The organism is Deltaproteobacteria bacterium (genome assembly GCA_016709225.1).
Taxonomy (GTDB): Bacteria; Myxococcota_A; Polyangia; order Nannocystales; family Nannocystaceae; genus Xiheibacterium; species Xiheibacterium phototrophicum.
In genome coordinates this window covers 214,942-233,875 of record JADJEE010000012.1, presented here as the reverse complement: position 1 = coordinate 233,875, position 18,934 = coordinate 214,942, and the positions used below count along the sequence as shown (strand labels likewise).

At 70.7% G+C, this 18,934-nt stretch carries 17 protein-coding genes and 1 pseudogene; 8 read left to right on the top strand and 10 right to left on the bottom strand.

All coding sequences use genetic code 11. From position 1 onward, the window contains the following. Nucleotides 1-65: 65 nt before the first annotated feature. Nucleotides 66-2,375, top strand: coding sequence for a hypothetical protein (locus IPH07_25905; protein ID MBK6920857.1), 2,310 nt, complete (start codon nt 66-68; stop codon nt 2,373-2,375). Nucleotides 2,376-2,406: 31 nt separating this feature from the next. Here IPH07_25905 and IPH07_25900 read toward each other — a convergent pair whose 3' ends face one another. Continuing rightward, nucleotides 2,407-2,955 carry a group II truncated hemoglobin gene (locus IPH07_25900; protein ID MBK6920856.1) on the bottom strand — a complete coding sequence of 183 codons (549 nt, stop codon included), beginning with the start codon at nt 2,953-2,955 and terminating at the stop codon, nt 2,407-2,409. Between the two features lie 3 nt (nt 2,956-2,958). On the opposite strand from IPH07_25900, the gene hemN reads away from it, so the two are divergent. Beyond that, nucleotides 2,959-4,344, top strand: a complete 1,386-nt coding sequence (gene hemN, locus IPH07_25895) for an oxygen-independent coproporphyrinogen III oxidase (protein ID MBK6920855.1) — start codon at nt 2,959-2,961, stop codon at nt 4,342-4,344. A 19-nt stretch (nt 4,345-4,363) separates the two neighbouring features. Here hemN and IPH07_25890 read toward each other — a convergent pair whose 3' ends face one another. Both IPH07_25890 and IPH07_25885 read right to left on the bottom strand, forming a co-directional pair. Continuing rightward, nucleotides 4,364-5,623 (bottom strand): RNA polymerase subunit sigma-24, encoded by a 1,260-nt coding sequence (locus tag IPH07_25890; protein MBK6920854.1) that lies wholly within the window; start codon nt 5,621-5,623, stop codon nt 4,364-4,366. A gap of 20 nt (nt 5,624-5,643) precedes the next feature. Further along, nucleotides 5,644-5,994: a YciI family protein gene (locus tag IPH07_25885; protein MBK6920853.1), complete on the bottom strand. Its 351-nt coding sequence runs from the start codon at nt 5,992-5,994 to the stop codon at nt 5,644-5,646. Nucleotides 5,995-6,218: 224 nt separating this feature from the next. Here IPH07_25885 and IPH07_25880 point away from each other — a divergent pair, with 224 nt between their 5' ends. Together IPH07_25880 and IPH07_25875 are read left to right on the top strand one after the other, a co-directional pair. After that, the gene (locus tag IPH07_25880; protein MBK6920852.1) at nt 6,219-6,968 is read left to right on the top strand and encodes a VOC family protein; all 750 of its coding nucleotides are present in this window, start codon (nt 6,219-6,221) and stop codon (nt 6,966-6,968) included. A 224-nt stretch (nt 6,969-7,192) separates the two neighbouring features. Further along, nucleotides 7,193-7,348, top strand: a pseudogene (locus IPH07_25875) (DUF2786 domain-containing protein). A gap of 585 nt (nt 7,349-7,933) precedes the next feature. Here the strand turns inward: IPH07_25875 and IPH07_25870 are convergent. The 4 genes from IPH07_25870 to IPH07_25855 form a co-directional block, all read right to left on the bottom strand. Further along, on the bottom strand, nt 7,934-8,647 hold the full coding sequence (locus IPH07_25870; protein MBK6920851.1) for a hypothetical protein: 714 nt from the start codon (nt 8,645-8,647) through the stop codon (nt 7,934-7,936). Further along, nucleotides 8,625-10,958 (bottom strand): polyprenyl synthetase family protein, encoded by a 2,334-nt coding sequence (locus IPH07_25865; GenBank protein ID MBK6920850.1) that lies wholly within the window; start codon nt 10,956-10,958, stop codon nt 8,625-8,627. Before IPH07_25865 ends, IPH07_25870 begins: the two co-directional genes overlap by 23 nt. 296 nt (nt 10,959-11,254) lie before the next feature. Further along, complete coding sequence (locus IPH07_25860; protein ID MBK6920849.1) at nt 11,255-12,565, bottom strand: DUF4215 domain-containing protein; 1,311 nt, start codon at nt 12,563-12,565, stop codon at nt 11,255-11,257. A 69-nt stretch (nt 12,566-12,634) separates the two neighbouring features. Next, a complete protein-coding gene (locus IPH07_25855) occupies nt 12,635-13,057 on the bottom strand; it encodes an HIT family protein (protein ID MBK6920848.1) in 423 nt (140 codons plus the stop codon). A 297-nt stretch (nt 13,058-13,354) separates the two neighbouring features. On the opposite strand from IPH07_25855, the gene IPH07_25850 reads away from it, so the two are divergent. The 4 genes from IPH07_25850 (at nt 13,355) to IPH07_25835 (ending at nt 15,804) form a co-directional block, all read left to right on the top strand. Next, the gene (locus IPH07_25850) at nt 13,355-13,609 is read left to right on the top strand and encodes a hypothetical protein (GenBank protein MBK6920847.1); all 255 of its coding nucleotides are present in this window, start codon (nt 13,355-13,357) and stop codon (nt 13,607-13,609) included. Nucleotides 13,610-13,767: 158 nt separating this feature from the next. Further along, nucleotides 13,768-14,886 carry an NAD(P)/FAD-dependent oxidoreductase gene (locus IPH07_25845; protein MBK6920846.1) on the top strand — a complete coding sequence of 373 codons (1,119 nt, stop codon included), beginning with the start codon at nt 13,768-13,770 and terminating at the stop codon, nt 14,884-14,886. A 66-nt stretch (nt 14,887-14,952) separates the two neighbouring features. Continuing rightward, nucleotides 14,953-15,387 carry a transposase gene (locus tag IPH07_25840; GenBank protein ID MBK6920845.1) on the top strand — a complete coding sequence of 145 codons (435 nt, stop codon included), beginning with the start codon at nt 14,953-14,955 and terminating at the stop codon, nt 15,385-15,387. Nucleotides 15,388-15,591: 204 nt separating this feature from the next. Continuing rightward, nucleotides 15,592-15,804 (top strand): transposase, encoded by a 213-nt coding sequence (locus IPH07_25835; GenBank protein ID MBK6920844.1) that lies wholly within the window; start codon nt 15,592-15,594, stop codon nt 15,802-15,804. Nucleotides 15,805-16,040: 236 nt separating this feature from the next. Here the strand turns inward: IPH07_25835 and IPH07_25830 are convergent, their stop codons facing one another. The 3 genes from IPH07_25830 to IPH07_25820 form a co-directional block, all read right to left on the bottom strand. Next, nucleotides 16,041-16,217 (bottom strand): hypothetical protein, encoded by a 177-nt coding sequence (locus IPH07_25830; GenBank protein ID MBK6920843.1) that lies wholly within the window; start codon nt 16,215-16,217, stop codon nt 16,041-16,043. A gap of 158 nt (nt 16,218-16,375) precedes the next feature. Beyond that, nucleotides 16,376-17,575: an SUMF1/EgtB/PvdO family nonheme iron enzyme gene (locus IPH07_25825; GenBank protein ID MBK6920842.1), complete on the bottom strand. Its 1,200-nt coding sequence runs from the start codon at nt 17,573-17,575 to the stop codon at nt 16,376-16,378. Between the two features lie 46 nt (nt 17,576-17,621). Further along, nucleotides 17,622-18,845: an amidohydrolase family protein gene (locus IPH07_25820; GenBank protein MBK6920841.1), complete on the bottom strand. Its 1,224-nt coding sequence runs from the start codon at nt 18,843-18,845 to the stop codon at nt 17,622-17,624. Nucleotides 18,846-18,934 lie beyond the last annotated feature (89 nt).

Below are 18,934 nucleotides of genomic sequence, written 5' to 3'. Positions count from 1 at the left end.
ACCACGACCCGCACGCGATCCCGCGCACTTGCGGCCGGCACGCGACTTGGAAACGGCGCGCGTCGATGCGCTCGCCCTGGCTCCCCTGGTCGCTGCTCGCCGTGCTCGGCGCCTGCTCGGTCACCTCGCTCGACGCCCGCGACGCCGAAGACCGCCACCCGCTCGGCAAGGCCGACGCGATCGGCAGCTGCCGCGACGGTGACGACGATCACTGCGGCGGCAAGTCCAACGGCAACTGCTGGTGCGACGAGCAGTGCACCGAGTTCGGCGATTGCTGCAGCGATCGCGAGGCGGTCTGTGAGCTCGACGAGCTCGGCCGCGAGCTGCTCGAGATCGGCAGCGCTGCGAGCTTCGACGCGCTGGCGTTCACCGGCGACGGTGGCCTGGTGCTCGGTAGCTCGGTGAAGTTCCTGGTCGATGCGCGCAACCCGGCCGCGCCGCAGGTCCACTTCATCAACGCCAACTTCCCGGGCGGTGGTGACGCGGCGAAGTACCACTACGCGTTCGCGAAGCAGGTGCTGCAGGTCGGTGACAGTCTCGAGCAGTTCAACGAGACCACCTACTTCAGCCAGGACAAGCGCTTCTTCGCCGGCACCATCCAGGCCTACCGCATCGCGGCCGACCAGCCGACGCTCTACGGCATCCAGTTCTACCCCCAGGACGTGCTCGCCGAGCAGACCATCGTGCGCGGGGTCCAGGCGGTGCGCGAGCACTTCCACGTCGAGGGTGCGCGGGTCGGCTTCGTCGCGACCGGCAGCCAGCAACACGCCGATACCATCGACGCCGCACTGGCGGCGATCGAGGTCGAGAACCTCACCATCGACGGCGTGCTCGGCCAGCTCGATTTCATTCCGATGCAGCTCGGCGAGGCGTGGGGCTACCTGCGCGTGTTCCCCGAGAACAACGACGCCCTCTCGGCGCTCGACATCCCGGTGTTCGCCACGCTGCCGCTCGATCTCACGGTGGTGGCCGCGACCATCACCAAGGACGTGCAGGACGCGAGCTCCCACGTGAACCTCAAGGCCAAGGAGCGCGGCACGCCGAACATGGTGCTGCGCAGCGCCGCGCTCGACCACACGCTGCTGCGGCAGTTCGCCGATCGTCCGGTGCACATGTCGGTCACGGCCACCGGCTTCGTGATCGAGCCCTCGACCGACGCCGAGGTCGCCGCCAAGCTGGCCGAGCGCATGAACAAGCCGTGGGTCGAGCTCGACGTCGACCCCACCGCCGAGATCACCGCGTTCTCGCAGATGTGCGCGGCCGATCCCGCGGAGTGCCTCGACCAGTCCGCGAGCTTCGGCAACAAGGCCGGCAACCTCGGGTTCCTGGTCCACCCCAAGGTGCTCGGTCGCGCCGGCGATGCCGGCAGCGTCAGCGCCGAGCTCGGCTACGACGCGACTCCGGCCGGGGTCGGGGTGCCGGTGCGCTTCTACCAGCAGGTCGTCGCGTTCGAGCCCAACGCCGCGCTGCGCGAGTCGATCGCCGCGGCGGTGGCGGCCGAGCGCGAAGGCAGCTTCTCGCCGCTGCAGCGCGCCGCCCACCTCGACCTGCTGCGGCAGCAGTTCCTCGACGCCGAGCTGCCCGAGGGGCTGGTCGCCGAGATCGTCGCCGCCGCGCAGGCTGAGCTGCCGGCCGGCACCAAGAGCGTCAAGGTACGCTCGAGCGCGAACGCCGAGGACATCCCGGGCTTCGACGGCGCCGGGCTCTACGACAGCTTCCGCGGCGATTTCGACGCGCTCGACAACGCCGAGCACCACTGCGAGGTCGTACCGACCGACGACGAGGACCTCGAGGTCTCGCCACGCACGGTGTCGTGCGCGGTGAAGGCGGTCTACGCGAGTCTGTGGAACAAGCGCGCCGTCGAGGAGCGCAGCTTCGCGCGGCTCGACCACGCCACCTCCGCGATGGGCCTGGCCGTGGTCGCGCGCTACAAGGAACGCGGCGACATCGCGGCCAACTCGGTGGTGATCACCCGCGTGCTCAACTCGAGCGGCGTGTACGGCTACACCTTCTCGAGCCAGAAGGGCAACAACGTCGTCACCAACCCCAAGAGCGGCACGGTCGCCGAGAACGTCATCGCCGCGTTCCTGCCCGGCGAGCCGGTCGCGTTCACCGTCACACGGTTCGCCAAGCCCAAGGCCAGCAAGCCCGCGCTCACCACCACGCTGATGACCGACGCGCAGATGCAGCAGCTGCTCGACCTCACGCAGGCGGTCGAGCTGGCCTACTGCCGCGCGGCGCCCGACTACTACGACGGCTCGTGCAGCAACGTGGTGTTCGACGTCGAGAAGGCCAGCGCGCTCGACTTCGAGTTCAAGCTCTACGAAAACGGCGAGTTCCTGTGCAAGCAGGTCCGCGAGTTCGCAGGGCGCTAGCAGGCCACGGTGTGCCGGCGCGGCTGCGGCGTCACTCGACGCGGTTGCGCATGTGATCGGCCAGCTGGGCGAGCGCCTGGTCGAGACTCGCGCGCAGCTGGGCATCGTCCACGCAGGTCGCCAGCGCGGTGCGCATGCACGCCATCCACTGATCGCGCTCGTCGCCGCCGATCGTGAACGGCAGGTGGCGGGCGCGCAGACGCGGGTGGCCGAAGCGCTCGACGTAGCGCGGCGGACCGCCGAGCCAGCCGCACAGGAACAGCCACAGCTTCTCGCGGCTGCTCGCGAGATCGGCGGGGTGCATCGCACGGATGCTCGCGGCAGCCGGCGCGGCGTCCATCTCGTCGTAGAAGCGATCGACCAGCGCGCGGACGCCTGCATCGCCGCCGAGCAGCTCGTAGGGGCTGACGGTCACGGGTGGTGCGAGATGATGGCACCGACCAACGCAGGCGTGCGCGTGCGCCCGCGCAATCGCTGCGCAGATGCCCGCCCGCGGCGTTCCGATTCTTCGGTGCGCGGGCCGGCTTTGCGCGCGGCCGGTGCGACGTGCCGGCGGTACATTGTTTCGAACGAGGCCCATCGGATGCTCGCGACCCCGACCGCTCCCCACGCACCCAGCGCAGCACTGCTGAGCAAGTACAGCCGCCCAGGGCCTCGCTACACCAGCTACCCCGCGGTGCCGCACTGGCCCACGGGCTACGGCGCGGCGCAGTGGGACGACGCGCTCGCGGGGCTCGGCGCCGATGGGCAGCCGATCTCGTTGTACGTGCACGTGCCCTTCTGCGAGCAGCGGTGCCTGTTCTGTGCCTGCAACGTGGTGCTGAGCCGGGTGCACACCCGCGGCAGCGCCTACGTCGACCACGTACGCCGCGAACTCGATCGCACGCTCGCGAAGACCGGCGGGGTGCGGCCCGAGGTGGTCCAGATGCACTGGGGCGGCGGAACGCCGACGTGGCTCGACATCGCCGATCTGCGGGCGCTGTTCCGTGCGATCGACGAGCGCGTCGCGCTGCTGCCCGACCGCGAGCAGTCGATCGAGGTCGATCCGCGCGTCACCACGATGGCCCAGCTCGAGACCTTGGTCTCGCTGGGACTCGACCGGCTCTCGATGGGCGTGCAGGACATCGACGGCGACGTGCAGCGCGCGATCGGTCGCCACCAGAGCGTCGCGCAGATCGAGTCGATGGTGCTGGGGGCGCGCTCGTTGGGCATCCGCAGCATCTCGGTCGATCTCGTGTACGGCCTGCCGCACCAGAGCATCGAGTCGTTCCAGCGCACCGTGCAGACGGTGGCCTCGCTCGGGGTCGATCGCGTCGCGGTCTACAACTTCGCGTACCTGCCCGAGCGCGTGAAGCACCAGCGGGCGATCCGGCCTGCCACGCTGCCGGACGCCGAGCTGCGGGTCGAGCTGTTTCGCGTGGCCGCGCGCACGCTGACCCGCGCCGGCTACGACGCGATCGGTATGGATCACTTCGCGCTGCAGGAGGACGAGCTCACGCGCGCCCGCAACGATGGCACGCTGCGGCGCAACTTCATGGGCTACACCACCCGCGCCGGTACCGATCTGCTCGCGCTCGGCGTGAGCGCGATCAGCCGGGTCGGTCGCGACTTCGGGCAGGTCACCAAGGAGTTGCCGGCATACATGCAGGCCACCGGCGAGGGGCGCTCGCCCATCGTCCACGGCATGCGGCTGGGCGACGACGATCTGCTGCGCGAACGCATCATCCACGACCTCATGTGCTACGGCGAGGTCGAGCTGGCGGGCGCGACCTCGTTGTTGGCCTCGGCGCGCACCCGCGACGAGCTCGATGGGCTCGAGCTCGATGGCATCATCACGCGCACCGGCACGCGGCTGCGGGTGACACCGCGCGGACGCTACTTCGTGCGCAACGTCGCGATGGCGTTCGACGCCTATCTCGACGTGCCGAGCCCGGGGGCCGCGCAGCCGAGCTTCAGCCGCACCGCCTGAGCCGCAGCGCAAGCCCAGCTCAATCGTCGGCCCCGAGCTCGGCGAGGCGGCGGGCCAGGAAGCGCAGCTCGGCGCGGTTGCGGCACAGCGCGCGCGCGCGGCGGTAGGCCGCGATGGCGTCGTCGACGTCGCCCGCGCGGCGCAGCAGATCGGCCCGTGCGGCGTGCAGCGGGAAGTAGTCGTCGAGGGCGTCGCCGAAACGGGCGGTGATGGCATCGATCGCGGCGAGGCCGTCGCGCGGGCCTGCGACGTGGGCGATCGCGACCGCGCGGTTGAGCGCGACGACGGCGCTCGGCACCTGCGCGAGCAGACGATCGTAGAGGCCGACGAGCTCGCGCCAGTCGGTGTCGGCGGCGTCGCCAGCGTTGGCGTGCACCGCCGCGATCGCGGCCTGCAGGGCGTACGGCCCCGGCGGGCCCTGGCGCAGCGCGGCGGTCGTGAGCGCGGTGGCGCGGGCGATCTGCGGGTGGTCCCAGCGGCTGCGATCCTGATCGGCCAGCAGCACCAGATCGCCGTGCTCGTCCTCGCGGGTCGCGTGGCGAGCGGCGTGCAGCAGCATGAGGGCCAGCAGCGCGGTGGTCTCGGCGTCGCCGAGCAGCTCGCACAGTGCCTCACCGACGCGGATCGCATGGCGGCACAGGTCGTGGCGGATCCACGCGTCGCCGTGGGTCGCCGCATAGCCCTCGTTGAAGATGAGATAGACCACCGCTCGCACCCCGCTGGCGCGCGTGTCGATCTCGTCGGCTGCGGGCACGCGGTAAGGCACGCCGGCGTGCTTGATCTTCCGCTTCGCCCGCACGAGCCGCTGGGCCATGGTCGCGGTCGGCACCAGGAACGCGCGGGCGATCTCGTCGGCCTGGAGGCCACCGACGACCTGCAGCGTGAGCGCGACGCGGGCATCCTCGGCCAGCGCAGGGTGACAGCAGGTGAACAGCAGCCGCAGCATGTCGTCGCCCAGCGGCGCATCGTCGCCGCGAGCGTCGTCGTCACCGAGCGCATCGAGCAGCGCGAGCTCGTCACGCGTGCGCGTCCAGGTGTCGCGCCGACGCAGCTCGTCGATCGCCTTGTGTCGCGCGGTGCGGACCAGCCACGCCCGTGGCGCCTCGGGCACGCCCTGCTGCGGCCACTGCACCAGCGCGGCCTCGATCGCCCGCGAGAGCGCGTCCTCGGCCAGCTGCAGGTCGCCGATCGATCGCACCAGTCGGGCCAGGGCCCAGCCGTGGTGCGCGCGCACGGTCTCCTGCAGCTCGTTGCGGGCGTCGCTCACGGTTGCGAGCATAACCCCGGCGTCCGCGGTGGCTACGACCACCGCATGATCGGCCGCACCTCGATGCTGCCGTACCGCGCCGAGGGAATCTTCGCGGCGATCGCCATCGCGTCGTCGAGGTCGGTCGCGTCGACGAGGTAGTAGCCGCCGAGCTGCTCGCGGGTCTCGGCGAACGGTCCGTCGGTGATCAGGGTCTTGCCGTCGCGCACGCGTACGGTGGTGGCGGTGGCGATGCCGTCGAGCGCATCGCCGCCGACGAGCTTGCCGCTGTCCTTGAGTGCGGCGCTGAAGCTGCGGTACTCGGCGAGCATCTCCTGGAAGGCCGCCGGGCCGCGGGTCTCGGTCTCGGCCTCGGATTCGTAGATGAGGAGGAGGAACTGCATGGGGATCTCGCTCTCGGGCCGGAAGGGGGTCGACGGGGGCCCGACCCCAGGGTCGATCGAGCGGCGGTCGACTCGACAGGGGGCATCGTTTTTTTCTTCGTGGCCGGCTGTCGAGTGGCGTTGGGCTCGTTCGACTGGGGGTCGACACGTGGCGGCCGCAGGGGCCCGCGGGATGCGCCCGCGGAGCTCGAACGGCCCCTGACCCGACGCAAGCGAGCGACCCCATGACCATCGATGCTGGACGATTCACCTGGTTCGAGTACCTGACCAACGACGACGCCAAGGCCATCGGCTTCTACACCGAGCTGTTGCCCTGGCGGGTCGACCGCGTGCCCATGGCCGGCGCCGAGTACCCCATCATCGAGGGCGGCGGTGCCAAGCTCGGTGGGTTCGCGCCGCTGCCCAAGGGCGTGAGCGTGCCGCAGTGGCTCGCGTACGTCTCGGTCGACGACATCGCCAAGGCCGTGGCGCGGGTGACCGCCGCCGGCGGCAAGGCGCTGATGGACGCGGTCGACATCCCCGGCGTCGGCCGCATGCAGCCGATCGCCGATCCGCAGGGCGGCACGCTCATGCTCTTTCGCGCGTTGACGACCGACGGCGACAAGGGCACCGGCCCCGGTGCGTTCCACTGGAACGAGCTGTGGTGCCCCGATGCCGCCGCCGCGCTCGCGTTCTACGAGCGCGCCTTCGGCTACACGCACGACGTGATGGACATGCCGACTGGCCCCTACTACGTGCTGCGCAACGGCGACCAGAGTCGCGGTGGCATCATGGCCTCGCCGGTCGCGAGCATGCCCACGCACTGGCTGCCGTACGTGGCTGTCGCCGATCTCGACGCCACGCTCGAGCGCACCCGCAGGCTCGGCGGTCGCGTGGAGGGCGAGCCGATCCACGCCGAGGGCGTGGGTCGCTTTGCGTTCCTGCGAGATCCGGCCGGCGCGCGCCTGGGCGTGATCACACCGGCGGTGCGCTAGTACCTCGACACAGCGATAGTGACGGGCCATAACACCGCCCTGACCGCGCCTCGCTGCGTTGCCGCACCTTGAAATACGCCCGGTATTCCGGCGGCACGGCGCCTTGCGGAGTCGCGGCCATGACGGCGTTCTGACCCATCACTATCGCTGTGTCGAGGTACTAGCGACGGGGGCGGGATGGCGGCGCCGTCGACCGCCGCCATCGCGTACCCTCGCAATCGACGATGGTTCCCGCCGACGATCCGCCGGGCGACGCCTCGATCCCGCCGGCGTTGGCGAAGGTGCGCAAGCTGCTGGCGCTGGCGACCTCGCCCAATCCCCACGAGGCCGCGCTCGCGGCCGCGCGAGCGCAGGCACTGGTCGATCGCCACCGCCTCGAGGCGTGGCTGTCGGCCGAGCGTGACGTCCGCGACGATCCCGATCCCATCGTCGACGCCCGCGACGCGCCGCTCGAGCACGGCCGTCGCGTGCGCAAGTGGAAGCTCGCACTCGCCAGCGTGCTCGCGACGGCCAACGGCTGTGTTGCCTACCGGCGCACGACCCCGGACGGTGAGGCGATCGTGCTGGTCGGCCGCGGACGTGACCGTGAGCTCGTGCTCGAGCTGTGGCAGTGGCTCGTGCGTCGCATCGAGTGGCTCTCGGCCACCCACGGCGCAGCTCGAGCGCGGCGCTGGCACGAGGGCTTCCGCGTCGGCGTCGTCGAGGCGGTTGCGACGAGCCTCGGCGAGCTCGAGCGCGCGCAGACGGCATCGACCAGCGCCGAGGCGCTGGCCGTGATCGAACCGCAGCGCGCCGCCGAGCGTGCAGCGCTCGACGCCTTCGTCGCCGCCAATCTCGGCCTCGGCCGGGGCGCCCCGCTGCGCGTCGACGCTGCGGCGTACCGCCGCGGACGCGTCGCCGCAGCGGAGCTCACCGCCGGCGGCCTGCGACGTCGCAAGCAATGACGATGGCGCGATTTCGCCTCGTCACGTCCACGCGAGCTCGATGCGCGCGGCGTCCTCGCGCGTCGCGATCGCGATCGCTTCTGCCACGTCGCGCCCCGTCAGCGCGATGAACCCGCGGTGGGCGAAGAGCTGCAGCAGCAGCCAGGTCGGGTGGCCGAACATCATCGCGCCGTCGCACGCGACGATGGCGTGGCCGCGCCCGAGCTCGACGGTGGCGGTACCGACGTCGTAGAGGTGGGGATGGACCTGCTTCGCGCGCCCCAGCACGGCGGCCGGCCCGACCGCACGCAGGAACATCGCGGTCGCCCGCGGCAGCGCGCGGCGGATGTCGGCGCGCAGCAGCGCCTCCAGTCGCGGCGCGTCGCCGCCGAGCAGGTCGTCGATCACCAGCTCGGTCAGCCGCAGCTGCAGCCCGACCGGGAACCAGGCCTCTTCGGGCGGATCGTCGGGGAGGTCGTGGGCCCACGCCGGCAGGCCGCTGCGCAGGCGTAGCACTGCGGCATCGCCGAAGTGCCGTCGGCAGCTGTCGGCCCAGCGCGCCATGACGCTGCCGCGGCAACGGCCGGGCAATGCGAGCGTGCGCTCGGGCGGCCAGCGCGGCGCGACCGCCAGCGCGGCGACGTCGTGGCGCGAGGGCTCGCTGCACGCGATCTCGCCGACGCCGATGCCCGCGCCGGCGAAACCGCCCAGGTGTCGACCATGGTGGCAGGGATCAGTAGTGGCGCTCGAGTACATACCAACCGAACGCCCGCAGCACGAGCTTGGGAAACGAGTCCTCCACCAGCGGATCGAAGCGCTGCCACGCGGCTTCGACCAGCGCGTTCGCCTGCGCGACGCAGGCATCGAGGGCGCCACACGCCTCGATCGCCGCGATGCACTCGGCCACGACCGCGGGGTCCTGCGGCTTGCTGCGCAGCGTCTGCCACAGCCACTGCCGCCGCGCCAGCGGCAGCGCACCGAATGCCTTGGCGACCGGCAGCGTGACCTTGCCGCACATGATGTCTTCGCCGGTGGCCTTGAGCCCGCGGCCGAAGCCCCGCAGGTTGAGCACGTCGTCGATGATCTGGAACGCCAGCCCCAGGCCCTCGAAGAAGTCGCCGACCGCCTCGATCTGCGCCTCGCTGCCGCCGCCCGCCACTGCGCCCATGCGCGCGAGCCCAGCCGCGGGCGCCGCGGTCTTGAGGCGATGGATCGCCAGGATGCGATGCTCGAGCGCAGGCCCGTCGCCGCGCGCCACCGCGTCGTCGACCACGTCGTCGAAGCCCTCGATGTCGAGCGCCTGCCCGGCGTGACCGGCCCGCAGCGCCTCGAAGTAGAGGTCGTACAGGCGCAGCCGATCGGCGTGGGAGACCTCGTCGGAGTTCAGCAGCTTCTGGCCCATGAAGTAGGCCGCGGTGCCGCTGTTGATGGCATGGGCATCACCGTACACGCGGTGCACGGTGGGTCCGCCGCGGCGCACGTCGCTGCGGTCCTGTACGTCGTCGACGATCAGCGAGCCCACGTGCATGAACTCCGGCATCGCCAGCCACTTCACGAACTTGCGCGAGTCGCCGCCGACGATGTCGCAGCACGCCAGCGCCGCGTACGAGCGCCACGACTTGCCGCCGCGATCGGTGATGTCACGCACCGGGTGGATCATCGTGCGGGCGAACCGCTCGACGTCGACGCCGTCCATCCAGCCGGGGCGTGACTCGCTCGCGATGAGGTCGCGAGCCTGCTCGAAGCTGGGGCTGCGCGGGTACAGCTCCGCGACCGAGCGTCGGACCTCCTTGCCGACCGCGGCGAAGAAGCCCTCGAGATCGTCGATGCTGGCGAAGCCGCTGCGCTCGACGTAGCCCAGGCCGCGGACCTCGCGGCCACCGCGGGTGCCGTGCACCGCGACGCGGCCCTCCCAGAACGCCGGCTTCGACACCACCGTGACGAACTCTTGATCGTCGAACGCGGCCTCGAGCGCGAGCGAGAGCCCGGCCTCGGGCACCTGCAACGCCCAACGCGTGGGGTACTCGTTGAACGAGCGGGTGCTACGCCACAGGTTGGTGCCCTCGAAGCTGCCGCGGAGGTCGTGGCGCGTGCCGTCGGCATCGACCACCAGTACGCGCTCACCCAAGACCTCGTGGGTGCCGAGGTCGACGATGCGGTAGGCCGAGATCTCGCTGCCGTCGTCGAGCTGCAGACCGCACCAGTTCCACGCGACGTCGTCGCGCTTGCCCTGGGTCGCGGCCTCGCCCTCGGGGTGGCGGCCGAACTCGTGATCGTACCAGCCGCTGCCGCACGAGATCGGCACCGCCACGCCGGCGTCGAGCAGCTCGCCCTCCACGCGGCAGCGCGGCACGAAGTAGTAGAACATGTCCTCGCCCTGGGTGCCCTTGACGACGCCGTCGTCGCCGTGGCGCACCGGCGCCTTCTCGAGGGTGAAGCTCAGCTTGGCGCCGATGCGCTGCTCGTCGTGGTGCAGCTCGAGGTGGTAGCGACCGTCGTCGGACTTGTGCAGTCGCGCGCGATCGAACTCGAGCTCGAGACGACGGCGACCGACGTGCGGCGTGCGCTCGAACATGCGATCGGGGTAGGGCACCTTGCCGCGGGCACAGACCTCTCGCATCGCGCGACGGATGCGGGTGTCACGGGTACCCTCGCCGCGGTCGATCTTCTCGATGCCGAGCCGCGGTGCCGCGCGATCGACCAGCGACTGCGTCACGTAGCGCCGGCGGCCCGCGTCGGAGATCGCCCACGTGATCGAGTGGGCGTACTCGAGCTCGCCGGTGGCCTCGTCGCGGCCAGTGAGCACCCGGAAGAACGCCGCGAACAGCGAGAACGCGCGGCCGTCGACGGTCTGCACGTGGGCCTTCAGGTACCACCACTCGGTGGTCGAGGAGGCGTGCGGCAGGTCGTGGACCGCCAGGTCGATCGGTCCGGGCCCGGGCCAGTCGAGCGGGCGTCGCGGCGGGGCAGGGGCACGCGGCGCGGGCCCGCCGTCACCGCAGCGAACGAACATGTCGGCGGCGGGCTCGAACGGTCCCGCAGCTTCCCGGTCGAGGGCTTCCAGCATGGAGTCGGCGTAGCACGGTGGTGCCTCGCGTCGCGCGTGGTCGAGATGATTGTGCAACGCGCACCGCGTTGTGCTTCTCGCCCTGCGGGTTCCCGCGTCGTGGTCGGCGCGCGCGCCCGTGGCCAACGCCGCCGCTGCACGTCCGCCGATGGGCAACTCGCCCACCCGCGCGCGTTCGAACGCCCCAGCGTGGACGATGCGCCTGCGTAGGGCGCGCTGCGCCGTTGCGAACCTCGTCGGGCCTTCTCGACGTACGCGACGCCACGAACACTACGGCGGCCTTGGTTTCGATCGTGCTACCCGCACGTCACGAAGTTCGCATCGTCGATGTACCAGCCTTGCTCGAACGTGCAGCAGGTGTCGCCGCTGGCGTACTCGAAGCGGAGCTGGCCCGACTGTCCGGCAAACGTTCCCAACGAAATCACGACGTCGTCGAATGCACCCTCGGCCCGCGGTCCCGGTTGGTAGACGCAAAACGGTTGATCGTCGAGGGCGCCGTCGCTGCAGTCGACGAAGATCGTCCACGAGGCCCCGCCGTCGATCGACACCGAGATGCGCTTGCTGTCGTAGGTCGGGCCGCCCTCGTCGACGTGCCACGAGCGGAACTCGAGCTGGCTCGGGAGCACGAAGCTGGTCGTGGTCGCGCTCGAAGCCTCGAGCTCGGCGCCCGGGTATGGCGGCACGCGGTTGCCGTCGGTGCCGAACACCTGGCCCTGGGTGGTGAAGGTCACCGCGGCGTTCGAGCTGATCGGCGTCGCGTTGTACAGGCCCCAGCCGCCCGAGGTGCTCCAACCCGCGATGTCGCCGGCGCCTGCGAAGGCGAGCTGCGGACAGCTGCATGCGCTGCTGCAGGAGTCATCGTTGGCGAGGTTGCCGTCGTCACACTGCTCGACGCCGGCGTGGACGATGCCGTCGCCGCAGCTCGCCGCGACACAGGTGCCGAGGCAGGCGTCGGTGTCGTCGGCGTTGCCGTCGTCGCACTGCTCGACGCCGACGTGGACGATGCCGTCGCCGCAGCTCGCCGCGACACAGGTGCCGAGGCAAGCGTCGGTGTCGTCGGCGTTGCCGTCGTCGCAGCCCTCGCCCATCTGGACCATGCCGTCGCCGCACGAGGCCAGGGCGCACGCGTTGGTGCAGGCGTCGGTGTCGTCGGCATTGCCGTCGTCGCAGCCTTCGCCGGGACCGATGAACCCGTCGCCGCACACCTGCGCGGTGCAGTCGGACTTGCACGCCGCGGTGTCGGCGTTGGCGGGGCCGTCGTCGCAGGCCTCGCCGGTCTCGACCTGAGCGTTGCCGCATTCTGCGGGCACGGTGGTGCAGGTGCCCGCCAGGCATGCGAGCGGCTCGTCGCACGCGCCGCCCGGCGTGCAGTCACAGCCCTCGGCGCCGACCGGGCAGGTGTCGCCGGTCTCGGTCGTGTCGGGCGGCGGTCCGTGATCGCTGCCACCGTTCGTGGAGCTGATCGAGGGATCGACGAAGCTGCTGCCGGTGTCGCCACCGACGCTGATGACGCCGGCCGTCGGCGCAGCGCCCGACTCGGTCGACTCGCCCGCCGCACACGCGACCGACGCGATGGCCACCATGAGCGCCGCTGTGCCGCTTCGCATCCGACAAACCCCCGATCCCGCATGGTATCAGGCGCGGGCGTGGCACGGGGGCTCGGGGCCTCGCGCGCGTCAGTCGTCGAGTGCGTCGACGATGCGGGCGGCCAGCTCGGTGGCCTGCGCCGCGGGCAGCTGGCTGGGGTGCCACGACAGCCCGAGCCCACGATCGCCGTCCTTCGGGATGATGTGGAAGTGCACGTGGAACACCGCTTGGTGGGCCTTGGCGCCGTTGTTCTGCAGGATGTTGTAGTCGGTGACCCCGGTCGCGTGCATCACCGCGCGGGCCAGTCGCGGCAGCACGCGCCCGATGGCGGCCGCGCTCTCGTCGGAGAGCTCGTGCAGGAACGCCCGGCGTTCCTTTGGGATCACCAACGCGTGCCCGGTCGACAGCGGGAAGATGTCGAGCATCGCGAGCACGTGGTCGTCCTCGTAGAGTTTGTGGCAGGGCAGATCCCCGTCGAGGATCTTGCCGAATACGGTCCGTTCATCGCCCATGTCGTGTGCGTCCGGACGCGATGATACAGTGGCGGCGTCGTGAAGCGTGTCCGCATCCTCGGTGTCGCGGCTGCACTCGGTCTGGTGGCGTATGCCGTGGTTGTCGCGTCGCGTCGGGAGCCGCGAGCGCCGAGCACCGCCGGCAGTGAGGCCGATGCGACGGCCAGGGCGCAAGTCGACCCGGCGCCGCGCGAGCCCGCGGGCGCGCGCGCGAAGCCACTTGATCGGGCGGCACACCGGGAGACCCCTGGTGGTCCGCGACCTGCCCCGGCGCAGGTCGTCGGTGGTGGGCCCGCGGTGGCCCCCGAGATCGACTACGACAAGACCCTCGACGAGCTCGAGCACTTCGTCGAAGACCTCGAGGAGAAGAAGTCGCGGGGCGAACGCATCGCGCAGCCGGAGTTTGTCGAGTCGTACCGACGCGGCAACGATCTGGTGCAGGCGTTGATGCGGGCGCCCGAGGCCAACGACGACGCGCAGCGAAAGTTCATCGGCGGCCTCAACGAGCGCTTCCGGAAGACCATCATGGCGCTCGAGCGGCCGGTGCCGTAGCGACGCACCCGAGAGAAACCCCGGCACGCCGACATGGGTTCGAACGACGCGTGTTCGAAGTTACCGGCGCGTCGAGAACTGCGAGTGACGGCCGTCACGCGCCCGTGCGAAGCCACCCCGTTGCAAGCGTCGCGGGCCCGCACTATCCCAGGGCGTCCATGCCGAAGCCGAAGATCGTGATCGTCGGGGCCGGTCCCGCGGGCTCCGCCTGTGCACTCGCCGTTGCACGCCGTGGCGACGCCGAGGTGGTCCTGCTCGACAAGTCGAGTTACCCCCGGGTGAAGGTCTGCGGCAGCGGACTCTCGCCGCTCAGCCTCGCCGTGCTCGATCACCTCGAGATCCGCGAACGCTTCGCGCCCAAGGCCCTCGCGATGTCGAAGATGCTCGCGCGCGGTCCCGGCGGACAAGACGTGTTTCTCAGCGGCTCGAAGGGCGCATGGGTGGTGCCGCGCATCGAGTTCGACAACCAGCTCGCGCTGGCGGCCTCCGAGGCCGGCGCGCGCTTCGAGCAGGAGACCAAGGTCATCGATCTGCTCCGCGGCGCCGACGGTGAGGTGCGCGGCGTCAAGACCTCGGACCGCGAGATCGAGGCCGACCTGGTGATCTGCGCCAACGGCTCGCCGTCGCGATTCTCGCTCGACGAGACCCCGCCGACCGGCATCCGCACCATCATGGGTTGGTGGCAGGACTGCCGCCATCCTGCGGATCAGGGCACGATGATCTGGGATCGCCGCCTCGACGGCTACTACATCTGGGCGTTCCCCGAGCCGGGTGGCGTGACCAACATCGGCCTCACGATCCCGGAGGGCTCGCCCGAGACCAAGGCCTTGAAGGCGCTGTTCGAGGAGCTGCTGCAGCAGCACTTCGGGGATGCGCTGCGCGGCGCCGAGCAGGTCGGCAAGTGGATGGGCCACCCCGCGGTGGTCACCACGAAGATCAGCGACATGGTCGCCGAGGGCCGGCTGATGTTCATCGGTGAGGCCGCGCGCCTGGTCTCGCCCGGCACCGTCGAAGGCATCTCGTTCGCGCTCGAGTCCGGCGTGCTGGCGGCCAACGCCATCGGCGGTCACTTCACGCGCGAGGGTGGCCTCTCACGGGTCGGCCGCGGCCTCTACCGCACGCGGCTGCGCGCACGGATGCTGCCGAAGTTCTGGGCCGGCCACGGGTTCGTGCAGCTGATGCGCTCGGAGCGGGCGCGCTCGCTGACCTCCCGCGTGCTCAATCCGCAGTGGCTCGCGAGCCGGGCGTCGACGCTGCTGGGCGAACAGCCGCACTAGGCTGTGTCCGGTTTCCCCGAAACCGTCAAATTCTTGGGCGGATCGGGGATCCGTGATCCAGGGGGCATGACCACGACGGGCATGCCTCGCCACCGCCTTACCGACGCGCAGTGGGAGCTGATCGGGGACCTGTTCCCGACGAACAACTTCGAGACCGGTCGGCGGCCGCGGGATCGTCGTCTCATGCTCGACGCGATCTTCTGGGTGTTGCGAACTGGGGCTCCGTGGCGAGACCTACCGGAGTGCTTGGCCCATGGTCGACCGCCTGGGACTTCTTCGACAAGTGGACGAAGGACGAGACGTTCGACCGCGTACTTCGGCGATTGCGGAGCATCGCCGTCCGCACGACGCGGACCCTCCGAGTTGTGGTGCATCGACGGGACATCGATTCGAGCTGCGCGCTGCAGCAGCGGCGGGGGAAAAGATCCGATCCGCAGGAGCCAGCGGATCACGCTCTGGGCGCTCCCGCGGGGCTGGGGCACGAAGATCCAAATCCTGTGACGTTGAGGGCCACCCACTCCACTTCGAGCTCAGCGCCGGACAAGCCCACGACGGACCGATGCTCGCGCCGGTCCTTCAAGGTGCTGACGAAGCACTGCATGATGATCGAGGTGTCGTCATGGAGTGGCCGTTGGCACTCGCAGGCGACAAGGGCTACCGCGCGGAGTGGATCGATAGGTATCTCTCGCCCTGGGGATCACACCGGTGATCCCCACGAAGCACAACGAGACTCGAGCGCTGCGCCCGGTCGCCTTCAACAAGCGCCTCTACAGGCGCCGCAGCATCGTCGAGTGCCTCATCGGCTGGCTCAAGGAGTCGCGACGCGTGGTGACCCGCTTCGAGAAGACCGCCATCAACTTCGGCGGGATGGTCCGGCTTGCCTTCATCCACCGCTATCTACGCATCTTCGGGGCTTGATGGGAAACCGGACACAGCCTAGTACCTCGACACAGCGATAGTGACGGGCCATAACACCGCCCTGACCGCGCCTCGCTGCGTTGCCGCACCTTGAAATACGCCCGGTATTCCGGCGGCACGGCGTCTTGCGGAGTCGCGGCCATGACGGCGTTCTGACCCATCACAATCCCTGTGTCGAGGTACTAGTACCTCGACGCACGCGCGTTGGCCGGCGCGCGTCGAAGCGACACCACGACTCAGAAGAGCTTGCCGAGGCCGCCCGGGAGCTTGTCCTTGAGGCTCTCGAGCATCTCGCTGCCACCGATCCACTCGGGGATCTTGTGGGCGTTCTCCTTCACGAAGTCGACGACCATGCGGGCCTTGTCCTCGTCGAGTCCGACCTTCGCCACCAGCTGCTGCACGAATTCTTCCATGGGTCTGCTCTCCTTTTCGCGACGATGCGCGGGTGGCATCGTACCGCCCTTCCTCGCCGGTGGTTCCACGCGTCTGGCTGAGCGACGCGCGATTGCCCGTGTGCGCTGCGTGAGCCGGCTCGCACGCGTGGCCACCGTTGCGAGCACGGGGCGCTTCGCTACGTCGGATCGGCGCAGCAACGAAAGCCGGTCGAGTAGTCCCAGTGCGAGCGATCGTGCGCGACGGTCGCGTAGCTGCACCCGGGCCCGTTGAGCACGGTGTCGACGAAGAAGCCGCCGCGGAAGGTGCCCGCTGGATCGGCGGTCCACTCGTGGAGGTTGCCGACCATGTCGAATGCACCCTCGGCGGTGACGCAGCCGGGATGGGCGCCGGTGGTCTGCAGGCCGTCTGGCACCTGCAGGATGCAGGGGTTGCCGAGCTCCGACCAGATCCACGCATCGGCGGTACCGAAGTATTCGATCGCAGGATGGGTGGCGCGCGCGTCGTTGCACGCGCCGGGCATCGCCGCGTCGCCCCACGGATAGGTGGTGTCCTGCGGGCCTCGACACGCGCGGAGCCACTCTGCGTCGGTGCACAACCGCTTTCCCGCCGCCGCACACGCGCTCGCGGCGGTGTCGCCGTCGATGTAGCCCTGCGGCACCGCACCCGCCAGCGACACCGCGCGCACGTTCACACCGCTGGGGTGCACGTAGGGCGACCACGACGAGATCGGGGCGCCGCCGTCGTCGATCACGACGAGCGAGGCCTCGAAGCGATCGACGCAGACGTCGACCACGGTGATCATGCCGTCGGGGCACGCGGCGTCGTAGCTCTGCTCGGCGAGGCCCTCGTTGGGCAGCGGCATCGCGTCCGGATCGCAGGCGAGCGCGGGATCGGTGCAACACTGCACGTCGGCATCGCCGGGGCACAGGCCCGGCGTGCGCGCGAGGCCGTCGGGGCACGATGCGGTCGGCAGGCACAGGCCCGGTGCACCCTCGACCGAGCACGCGATCGCGTCGGGCAGGCAGCACTGGTTCGATGGCGCGCCGTCGCAGATCGCCAGCAGCGACAGCGACGCGCAGTCGATGACGTCCTCGCAGGTGCCCGCCTGGCCCGAGACCATGCAGCTGTCGTCGACGACGCCCGTGTCCGAGCTGCCGCCGTCGCTGCTCGAGGCATCGGCGGTGGCGCTGGAGCTGCTGCTGGGATCGCCGGTGACGGTGCTCGCCGAGGTGTCGCTGGGATCGTGCGTGCTCGAACCGGTGGTCGAGCCGTTGCCTCCGGTGCTGCCCGCGTCACCCACCGCGGCCGGCGAGCCCGCGCACGCGGCTGCGATGAGGCAGGTCCAAGCGATCACGGGTCGGCGCGATGCGGGCATCCTGGACAGGAGTATCTCCGATCGCGAGGTGATCGCGACCGAAGGCTCAGCCCGCGAGGCCGTCGCCGGCGGTGGGCAGCGGCATCTGCACCACGCCGTCGAGCACGACCACATCGGGCTCGGCGAGCACGCGCGGATCCACCTCGGGATCCCGTGCGACCACGAGGAAGCTCGCGCGCGCACCAGCGGTGAGGCTGCCGAGCCCGTCGAAGTGCCACGTCGCCGCCGGCGTGCGCGCGCCGGCGTCGAGGATCGCCGCGCCGTCGAGACCCGCGGCGATCATGAGATCGAGCTCGTCGGCGTCGATCGCCGGCGGACCAGTGTTGCCGAGGTCGGTGCCGTAGAGCACGCTCACGCCGGCCTCGCGCAGCCGCCGGAGGTTGTCGATGGTCGACCGCCGTCCGCCGAAGGCGACCAGGGTCGTGATCACGGTGCGTCCCGCCCACGCCTGCACGGTGCGCTCGGCGAGGGCCTCCACCGGCGTGTGGGCGAGGATGTCGACGCCGAGCGCAGCGGCCCGCGCCGCGTCGGCGTCGGCCAGCGCGTGGGCGACCACCGGTAGGCCCAGCGCGTGGGCACGATCCACCACCGCGGTGATGGCCGCGTCGTCGAGGCTCGGCGCCTCGCCGATGGGCAGCTTGATCGCGGCCACGCCCGCGGCCGCCAGGCGATCGACGGCGGCCCGGGCGGCGTCTGCGTCCGCGACCTCGAGTCCGAACCCGCCGGCGCCCCAGCCCTGCGTGGGGTAGCCATCGACCGCCGTGATCATCGGACCCGTCGCGCGCAGCTGCAGCGGCGCATGCGACTGCGCGAGGAAATCGATCGGCGCCGCGAGGTCGACCGCGCCCGCGAGACCGCCGCGCGCGAGCGTCGGCGCATCGAAGGCATACGCCAGGTGCACGTGGCTGTCGATGAACGACGGCACCACGAAGCGATCGCTGGCATCGAGCACGCCTTCGTCATCGTCGGGCATGAGCGCGCCGAGCTCGACGATGCGACCGTCCCGCACGCGCATGTCGACACGGCCGGCCCCCAGCACGGTGCCGCCGCGCACCACGAAATCGGCACCGAGCCCGTCGTCGGCGCCGGGAACGATCCCACTCGAGCCCCCGTCGTACGCACCCGAGCTCCCGCGCGCGTCGTCCGAACCACTGCCGGTCGCACCAGGTGCGCTCGTCTCGCTTCCGGTCGAGGTCGCCGCCGTGGTGTTGGCCGGCGACGTGTGGCTGCACGCCACCAAGGTGAGGGCCCAGAGCGTCGCTCGCGTCACGCAGTCGCAGCTACGCGGCGGCCCCCCGCAGCGGATCGAAGTCCGGGCGCACGACCGCGCCGTCGATCATCATGGTGACGCCGCGGTCG

What these genes read in the sequence shown, in the direction of transcription:
- IPH07_25905 (MBK6920857.1), top strand. Translation starts at nt 66, where the DNA reads ATGCGCTCGCCCTGGCTCCCCTGGTCGCTGCTCGCCGTGCTCGGCGCC.
- IPH07_25900 (MBK6920856.1), bottom strand. Translation starts at nt 2,955, where the DNA reads ATGGGCCTCGTTCGAAACAATGTACCGCCGGCACGTCGCACCGGCCGC.
- hemN (MBK6920855.1), top strand. Translation starts at nt 2,959, where the DNA reads ATGCTCGCGACCCCGACCGCTCCCCACGCACCCAGCGCAGCACTGCTG.
- IPH07_25890 (MBK6920854.1), bottom strand. Translation starts at nt 5,623, where the DNA reads ATGCTCGCAACCGTGAGCGACGCCCGCAACGAGCTGCAGGAGACCGTG.
- IPH07_25885 (MBK6920853.1), bottom strand. Translation starts at nt 5,994, where the DNA reads ATGCAGTTCCTCCTCCTCATCTACGAATCCGAGGCCGAGACCGAGACC.
- IPH07_25880 (MBK6920852.1), top strand. Translation starts at nt 6,219, where the DNA reads ATGACCATCGATGCTGGACGATTCACCTGGTTCGAGTACCTGACCAAC.
- IPH07_25870 (MBK6920851.1), bottom strand. Translation starts at nt 8,647, where the DNA reads ATGTACTCGAGCGCCACTACTGATCCCTGCCACCATGGTCGACACCTG.
- IPH07_25865 (MBK6920850.1), bottom strand. Translation starts at nt 10,958, where the DNA reads ATGCTGGAAGCCCTCGACCGGGAAGCTGCGGGACCGTTCGAGCCCGCC.
- IPH07_25860 (MBK6920849.1), bottom strand. Translation starts at nt 12,565, where the DNA reads ATGCGAAGCGGCACAGCGGCGCTCATGGTGGCCATCGCGTCGGTCGCG.
- IPH07_25855 (MBK6920848.1), bottom strand. Translation starts at nt 13,057, where the DNA reads ATGGGCGATGAACGGACCGTATTCGGCAAGATCCTCGACGGGGATCTG.
- IPH07_25845 (MBK6920846.1), top strand. Translation starts at nt 13,768, where the DNA reads ATGCCGAAGCCGAAGATCGTGATCGTCGGGGCCGGTCCCGCGGGCTCC.
- IPH07_25840 (MBK6920845.1), top strand. Translation starts at nt 14,953, where the DNA reads ATGACCACGACGGGCATGCCTCGCCACCGCCTTACCGACGCGCAGTGG.
- IPH07_25830 (MBK6920843.1), bottom strand. Translation starts at nt 16,217, where the DNA reads ATGGAAGAATTCGTGCAGCAGCTGGTGGCGAAGGTCGGACTCGACGAG.
- IPH07_25825 (MBK6920842.1), bottom strand. Translation starts at nt 17,575, where the DNA reads ATGCCCGCATCGCGCCGACCCGTGATCGCTTGGACCTGCCTCATCGCA.